This is a genomic window from Azoarcus sp. TTM-91 (assembly GCF_012911025.1).
Taxonomy (GTDB): domain Bacteria; phylum Pseudomonadota; class Gammaproteobacteria; order Burkholderiales; family Rhodocyclaceae; genus Azoarcus.
On the sequence record NZ_WUEI01000024.1, the window covers coordinates 48,268 to 54,351 of the forward strand.

10 protein-coding genes are annotated in these 6,084 nt (G+C 69.6%); 6 read left to right on the forward strand and 4 right to left on the reverse strand.

The features are described from left to right. Positions 1–61: 61 nt before the first annotated feature. From GRF61_RS09550 to GRF61_RS09560, 3 genes are read left to right on the forward strand one after another with little or no spacing between them, the layout of a single operon-like run. Complete coding sequence (locus GRF61_RS09550; protein WP_133594217.1) at positions 62–373, forward strand: DUF883 family protein; 312 nt, start codon at positions 62–64, stop codon at positions 371–373. Positions 374–381: 8 nt separating this feature from the next. Beyond that, positions 382–765: a phage holin family protein gene (locus GRF61_RS09555; RefSeq protein ID WP_169150430.1), complete on the forward strand. Its 384-nt coding sequence runs from the start codon at positions 382–384 to the stop codon at positions 763–765. A gap of 21 nt (positions 766–786) precedes the next feature. Then, positions 787–1,137, forward strand: coding sequence for a YqjK family protein (locus GRF61_RS09560; RefSeq protein WP_169150431.1), 351 nt, complete (start codon positions 787–789; stop codon positions 1,135–1,137). On the opposite strand, the gene GRF61_RS09565 is transcribed toward GRF61_RS09560, so the two are convergent. Together GRF61_RS09565 and upp are read right to left on the reverse strand one after the other, a co-directional pair. Then, positions 1,100–2,347, reverse strand: a complete 1,248-nt coding sequence (locus tag GRF61_RS09565) for a uracil-xanthine permease family protein (RefSeq protein ID WP_169150432.1) — start codon at positions 2,345–2,347, stop codon at positions 1,100–1,102. The two genes, GRF61_RS09560 and GRF61_RS09565, sit on opposite strands and share 38 nt — an antisense overlap. Positions 2,348–2,516: 169 nt before the next feature. Further along, positions 2,517–3,149, reverse strand: coding sequence for a uracil phosphoribosyltransferase (gene upp, locus GRF61_RS09570; RefSeq protein WP_133594221.1), 633 nt, complete (start codon positions 3,147–3,149; stop codon positions 2,517–2,519). A gap of 136 nt (positions 3,150–3,285) precedes the next feature. Between upp and GRF61_RS09575 the strand changes: the two genes are divergently transcribed. Together GRF61_RS09575 and GRF61_RS09580 are read left to right on the forward strand one after the other, a co-directional pair. Further along, positions 3,286–3,843, forward strand: a complete 558-nt coding sequence (locus tag GRF61_RS09575; protein ID WP_169150433.1) for a hypoxanthine-guanine phosphoribosyltransferase — start codon at positions 3,286–3,288, stop codon at positions 3,841–3,843. A 12-nt stretch (positions 3,844–3,855) separates the two neighbouring features. Then, positions 3,856–4,191, forward strand: a complete 336-nt coding sequence (locus GRF61_RS09580; protein ID WP_169150434.1) for a DUF1840 domain-containing protein — start codon at positions 3,856–3,858, stop codon at positions 4,189–4,191. 42 nt (positions 4,192–4,233) lie between these two features. Here the strand turns inward: GRF61_RS09580 and GRF61_RS09585 are convergent, their stop codons facing one another. After that, positions 4,234–4,551: a hypothetical protein gene (locus GRF61_RS09585; RefSeq protein WP_169150435.1), complete on the reverse strand. Its 318-nt coding sequence runs from the start codon at positions 4,549–4,551 to the stop codon at positions 4,234–4,236. A gap of 32 nt (positions 4,552–4,583) precedes the next feature. Continuing rightward, positions 4,584–5,087, reverse strand: a complete 504-nt coding sequence (locus GRF61_RS09590) for a hypothetical protein (RefSeq protein ID WP_169150436.1) — start codon at positions 5,085–5,087, stop codon at positions 4,584–4,586. A 215-nt stretch (positions 5,088–5,302) separates the two neighbouring features. On the opposite strand from GRF61_RS09590, the gene GRF61_RS09595 reads away from it, so the two are divergent. After that, positions 5,303–6,016, forward strand: a complete 714-nt coding sequence (locus GRF61_RS09595) for a response regulator (protein WP_169150437.1) — start codon at positions 5,303–5,305, stop codon at positions 6,014–6,016. Positions 6,017–6,084: the final 68 nt, after the last annotated feature.

Genomic DNA, 6,084 nt, shown 5'->3' on the forward strand with positions numbered 1-6,084 from the left:
TTAGCGTTGACCCGCCCTCGCGCCCCGCCGCGAATGTCATAGCACCCCCACGGAGGCTTCAATGAGCGACACCACGCACCCCTCGAAGGACAAACTCGTTTCCGACCTCAAGGTCGTCGTCGCCGACGCCGAAGAGCTGCTGAAACTGACCGCCGACCAGGCTGGCGAAAAGCTCCACGACGTTCGCGGCCGCATCGGCGAGCGCCTCGCCGGTGCCAAGGAGCGCATTGCCGAAGCCGAAGCCGCCCTGCTGGAGAAGACCAAGCAGGCCGCCCATGCCACCGACGACTACGTCCACGCCCACCCCTGGCAATCCGTCGGCGTCGCCGCCGGCGTCGCCTTCCTGCTCGGCCTGCTGGTCAGCCGCCGCTGACCCGGCGCATGAGCGAATCCCGACGGCCGCGCCTGGCTGAGAGCCTGCGCGGCATCCTCGATGCCGGGCTGCACGCGGTGCAGACCCGGCTCGAACTTCTCGGCGTCGAACTCCAGGAAGAAAAGCTGCGGCTGGCCGCGCTGCTGCTCAACACCGTACTCGCGGCGGTACTACTGGGCTTCGGCCTCGTCTTCCTGGTGATCTTCCTCACCGTGCTGCTGTGGGACGACTACCGCCTGCTCGCTCTCGGCCTCGCCACTGCCATCCTGCTCGGCGGCGGCCTATTCACCGCGGCCAATGCTGCCCGCGAGCTACGCCGCGGCAGCAGCCTGTTTTCCGCCAGCCTCGCCGAACTCCGCCGCGACCGTGCGGCCCTGCAGCGCGAAGAGTGAGCCACGCATGGTGATAGCCGTATGAGCCCGCAGATGGTCGAGCTGGCGCTGCGCAAGCAGCGGCTGCAGATCCGCGCCGAAGCGCAGCGGGAAGAGATGATGGGGCGGCTGGCCGGCGTGGAGTCCGCGCTGGACACGGTGGACCGGGTGCGCGACCAGCTGGACTGGGCCAGGGAGAAAGCCCCCCTGCTATCCGGCGCCGCGCTGCTCTTGCTGCTCGCCCGCCCGCGCCGCACCTGGTGGCTGGTGCGGCGGGCCTGGGTGGGCTGGATGCTGTTCAAGCGGGTGCGCGGCGGTTCTGTCGCCCCCCTGGTGCCGGTACTGCTCAGCCTGTTCAGCCGTTGGCGCGCTTCTCGGGCAACACGAGGTTGAGCAGCACCGCGAACACGCCGCACAAGCTCACCCCCTGCAGCACGAAGCTGCCGATCGAAAAGCCGAAACCGCCGATGCCCAGCACCAGCACGGTGGAGACGATGACAAGGTTGCGCGGCTCTTCCAGATCGGTGCGCGCGGCGATCAGCGTTTTCAGGCCGATGGCGGCGATGGAGCCGAACAGCAGGATCATGATGCCGCCCATCACCGGCGCCGGAATGGACTGCAGCATCGCGTTGAACTTGCCGACGAAGGCCATCGCCACCGCGAACACCGCCGCCCAGGTCATGATCACCGGGTTGAAGTTGCGCGTCAGCGTCACCGCGCCGGTCACTTCCGCATAAGTGGTCACCGGCGGGCCGCCGACCATGCCGGCGAACAGCACGCCCAGTCCGTCGCCCGCCAAGGTGCGGTGCAGGCCCGGCTCGCGGGTGTAATCGCGGCCGGTGACGCCGCCCACCGCGATCACATTGCCGACGTGCTCGATCGCCGGTGCCAGCGCCACCGGTAGCATGAACAGCACCGCCGCCAGCTCGAAGCTGGGGGTGACGAAGTGAGGCATCTCAATCCACGGCGCGTTGGCGATCCTGGAGAAATCCACGTCGCCCATCAGCGCCGCCAGCACATAGCCGGTGGCGACGCCCAGCAGGATGGGCACCAGCCGCAGGATGCCGCGGGCGAAGATCGCCGCCGCCATCGTCGTGCCCAGCGAAACCACCGCCAGCAGCAGTGCCTGCTCGCGCGGCATGAGCGTGAGCTTGCCGTCGCCGCTCAGGCCCATCGCCATATTTACCGCCACGCCGGCCAGCGCGAGGCCGATCACCATGATGATGGGGCCGATGACTACCGGCGGCATCAGCCGGTGCACCACCTGGGCGCCATAACGCTTCACCAGCCCGGCGAAGGCGAAGTAGGCCAGGCTGACGCAGGCCAGCGCGCCCATGGTGGCCGGCAGGCCCCAGGTCTGCATCGAGTAGATGATGGGGGCGATGAAAGCGAAGCTGGAGCCGAGGAAGATCGGCACCTGGCGCCGCGTCAGTGCCTGGAACAGCAGCGTGCCGACACCAGCGCCCAGCAGCGCCATGCTGGGATTCAGGCCGGTGAGCAGCGGCACCAGTACCAGCGCGCCAAAGGCCACGAACAGGATTTGCGCGCCGGCCACCGCCTGGCGCCACGCCGGGGCCGCCGGCGCAGTTGCGTTCTCACGCATGGTTGAGCTCCCCGCCGAGGGCGGAAGTGATGGATAAGGGTTGGAAGGCGTCGGGCTCTTGCGCCGGCAGCCCGCGGGCAACCGCCCTGCCGGCGAGCGGCACAGGAAGGACCGGCCCAGCGCCTGCTGGCATGGCGGCCTCGAACAGCCGCCATGCCGGCGGCCGCGCTCAATTCATCTTGGTGCCGAAGATCTTGTCGCCGGCATCGCCGAGGCCCGGAATGATGTAGCCCTGCTCGTTGAGGTGGCTGTCTATGCTGGCGGTGTAGATCTCCACCTCGGGGTGGGCGGCCGCCATGCGGGCGATGCCCTCCGGCGCCGCCACCAGCACCAGCGCGCGCACCTGGGTACACCCGTTGCGCTTGAGCATGTCCACCGTCGCCACCATGGAGCCGCCGGTGGCCAGCATCGGGTCGATGATCAAAGCCATGCGCTCGCCCAGGTGGCCGACGAACTTCTCGAAGTAGGGCGCCGGCTGCAGGGTCTCCTCGTCGCGGGCGATGCCGACCACGCTCACCTTGGCGCTGGGAATCATGTCCAGCACGCCGTCCAGCATGCCCAGGCCGGCACGCAGGATGGGTACCACCGTCACCTTTTTGCCCTTGATCTGCTCCACCTCCACCGGTCCGGCCCAGCCGGCGATGGTCACCGTTTCCAGCGGAAAGTCCTTGCACGCCTCGTAGGCCAGCAGGCGCGCCAGTTCGGCGGTGAGCTCGCGGAACTTCTTGGTGCTGATGTCAGCCTCGCGCATGAGGCCGATCTTGTGGCGTACAAGCGGATGGTCGATCTGGTGAATGGGCATCGGGAGCGGTCCTTGAAGGGTCGCCGCAGTTTACTACCGACGACTGCGCCACTGGCATGGCTTCAGCCGCGCTGGGATAAAATGCGCGCCTTCCGCAGACCTCCCGCGCCGGCCCGATCAGCCGCCGTCCTACGCCATGGCCCCCGACCTCAACGCCCTCCGCCTCATCCTTGCCGAAGCCGACTGCCTCGCCTCCCCGCAGACGGTGGAACAGGCGCTGGACCGCATGGCGGACGAAATCACCACCCGGCTGGCGGACAGCAACCCCTTGGTCTACACGGTGATGAACGGCGGCCTGATCTTCGCCGGCCGCCTGCTCACCCGCCTGCCCTTCCCGCTGGAAACCTCCTACCTGCATGCCAGCCGCTACGGCCACGCGCTGCAGGGCACGCTGCTGGACTGGCGGGTGCGCCCCACCCAGGACTTGCGTGGCCGCAGCGTGCTGGTGCTGGACGACATCCTGGATGAAGGCCACACGCTGGCGGCCATCGTCGATTACCTGAAGAACGAAGGCGCCCGGGAAGTACTCACAGCGGTACTGGTACACAAGGATCACACGCGCAAGGCCTACCCCGGCATGCGCGCCGACTTCACCGGCGTGGACGTGGCCGACCGCTTCCTGTTCGGCTGCGGCATGGACTACAAGGGCTACTGGCGCAACGCGCCGGGCATCTACGCGGTGAAGGGACTCTGAAGGAGCTAATACATGCTGATCACCTTCCATTCCGACGAAAGCGCCGACGTCATCATGTTCGGTGACGCCGCCAAGGCGCTGCTCGCCATCCTCGGCAAGGACCCGCAGGACGGCCAGGGCATCGTCACCGTCGAGCAATTGCCAGCCGCCATCGAGCGCCTGCATGCCGCCATCGAGGAAGACCGTGCCCGCCAGGCCCGGCAGGGCGAGCCGGACGAAGAAGCCGCCAAGGAACAAGGCCAGACCGGTATGGCGGCACCGGTCGGCCTCGCCCAGCGCGGCTGGCCGCTGCTGGAGATGCTGGAGCGCTCCGCCCGCGCCGGCGTGCCGGTGACCTGGGGCAGCTGAACCCGGCCGGCGGCCGTCCGCCGGCCTGCGCCCAGCCGCAACTCAGCGGCTGCCCCGCCGCGATGCCGCCTGCGCAGCGATGTAAGCCTCGACCTGCGCCTGCGTCACGCTGCCCTTGCCGGCGCTGTCGATCTCGCCGAAGTGGCGATGGACGAAGGGCATGCCGGCCTTGGCCTCCTCCACGCTGAGGCTGCCGTCGCGGTTCGCATCGGCCGCCGCGAAGCGCTCCTGCAGCCGCTCCTTCATCCGCGCCGCGCCCTCCTGCGCCGCGGGCTCCGCCGCCCTCGCCCCGCTCGCCGCCATGCCGGCAGCCAGCCCCAGCAGCGCCGCCAGCGTCACACCGGAAATCAAACGCGTCATCTTCCGCTCCTTGTCATCATCCACCGGCCAGCTCAACGGCTGGGGCAGGCAATGGTGTTGCCCCCGGCGTCGTAGCAGGTGGCGCTGCGCGACCAGCCGCTGTCCTTGCTGTAGCTGGAGCTGCTCTGCACCGAGTTGCCGGTGGTGGCGCTGGTCGCCGAGGTGCTGCGGCTCTGGCTGATGTTGCCGTCGGCATCCCGGCTGGCGCTGCCGCTGCTGGCCACGCTGCCGCGCGCGTTGCTGGCCGCCACGCTGCTGTCGTGGCTGGCGCTGCCGTCGGCCGAACGGCTGTTCTGCGCACTGCGCGCGCCGCTGCCGCCTTCCGCGCTAGACCAGCTACGGATGCGCTGGCCGCTGCGGTTGCCGGCGCCATCGCCCTGCCGCGCATGCTGACGCACCATGCTGCCGCCCTTGGGCCCGGTGACTTCGCGCGAGCCAACAACACCGGCGGCCTGGGTCGGCAACGCCAGCGCAGCGGCCAGCAGCAGCGCTGCCAGCATGCCGCCAGCGCGCAAGGACTGAAGATGAGATGCCATGGGGAACGCTCCTGATCGCAATGCCCGCCGCACGGCGCGCCGGGCTGTCCGCACTCTAGGGCGGCGGGAGCGCCGCCGGGTTACCCGGAAACCCCGCTTCATTACCGGCGATTACCGGCCTCCGCACTGGTAATCGCCGGTAACCGAAGCCACTGCGCTGAGCCGCAGGCGCCGCAGCTAAGATGGCGACGGTGGTTTGACCAAGGGAGAACGCAGTGGAGGAAGCCGGCAAGCTGCTGGTGGTGGACGACGAAGCCGAACTGCGCGCGCTGCTGGCCCGCTACCTCGGCGGCCGCGGCTACCGGGTGCGCGAGGCGGCCGACACCACCGCCATGGACCGCCTGCTGGAGCGCGAACATTTCGACGTACTCGTGCTGGACCTGATGCTGCCCGGCGAAGACGGCCTCGCCGCCTGCCGCCGGCTGCGCGCCAACGGCGACGCCATCCCCATCCTGATGCTGACCGCCCGCGGCGATCCGGTGGACCGCATCATCGGCCTGGAGACCGGCGCCGACGACTACCTGCCCAAGCCCTTCGAGCCGCGCGAACTGCTCGCCCGCATCCAGTCCCTGATCCGCCGCCAGCGCCTGCTCGGCGCCCAGGCCCACCGCCAGCCGGAAGCGGCGGTCCGCATCGGCCGTTACCGGCTGGATGGCGAACGCCGGCAGTTGCTGGATGGCGAGCAGGTGATTCCGCTGGCCGCCGGCGAGTTCGACCTGCTGCAGGCCCTGGCCGCCAACCGCGGCCGCGCGCTGGGCCGCGACCGCCTGGTGAGCCTGGCCGACGGCCCCGGCGCCGCCATCAACGACCGCAGCATAGACGTGCGCATCCTGCGCCTGCGCCGCGCCATCGAAGACGACCCGGCCAATCCCCGCCACCTGCTCACCGTGCGCGGCAAGGGCTACATGCTCGCCGCCGAGCCGAAGTGAGGCGGCGGATGCAACCAGGGACAGCCAGGAGCGCCGCGGCCAGCCCCGAAGCCCGCAGCGTGCAGACT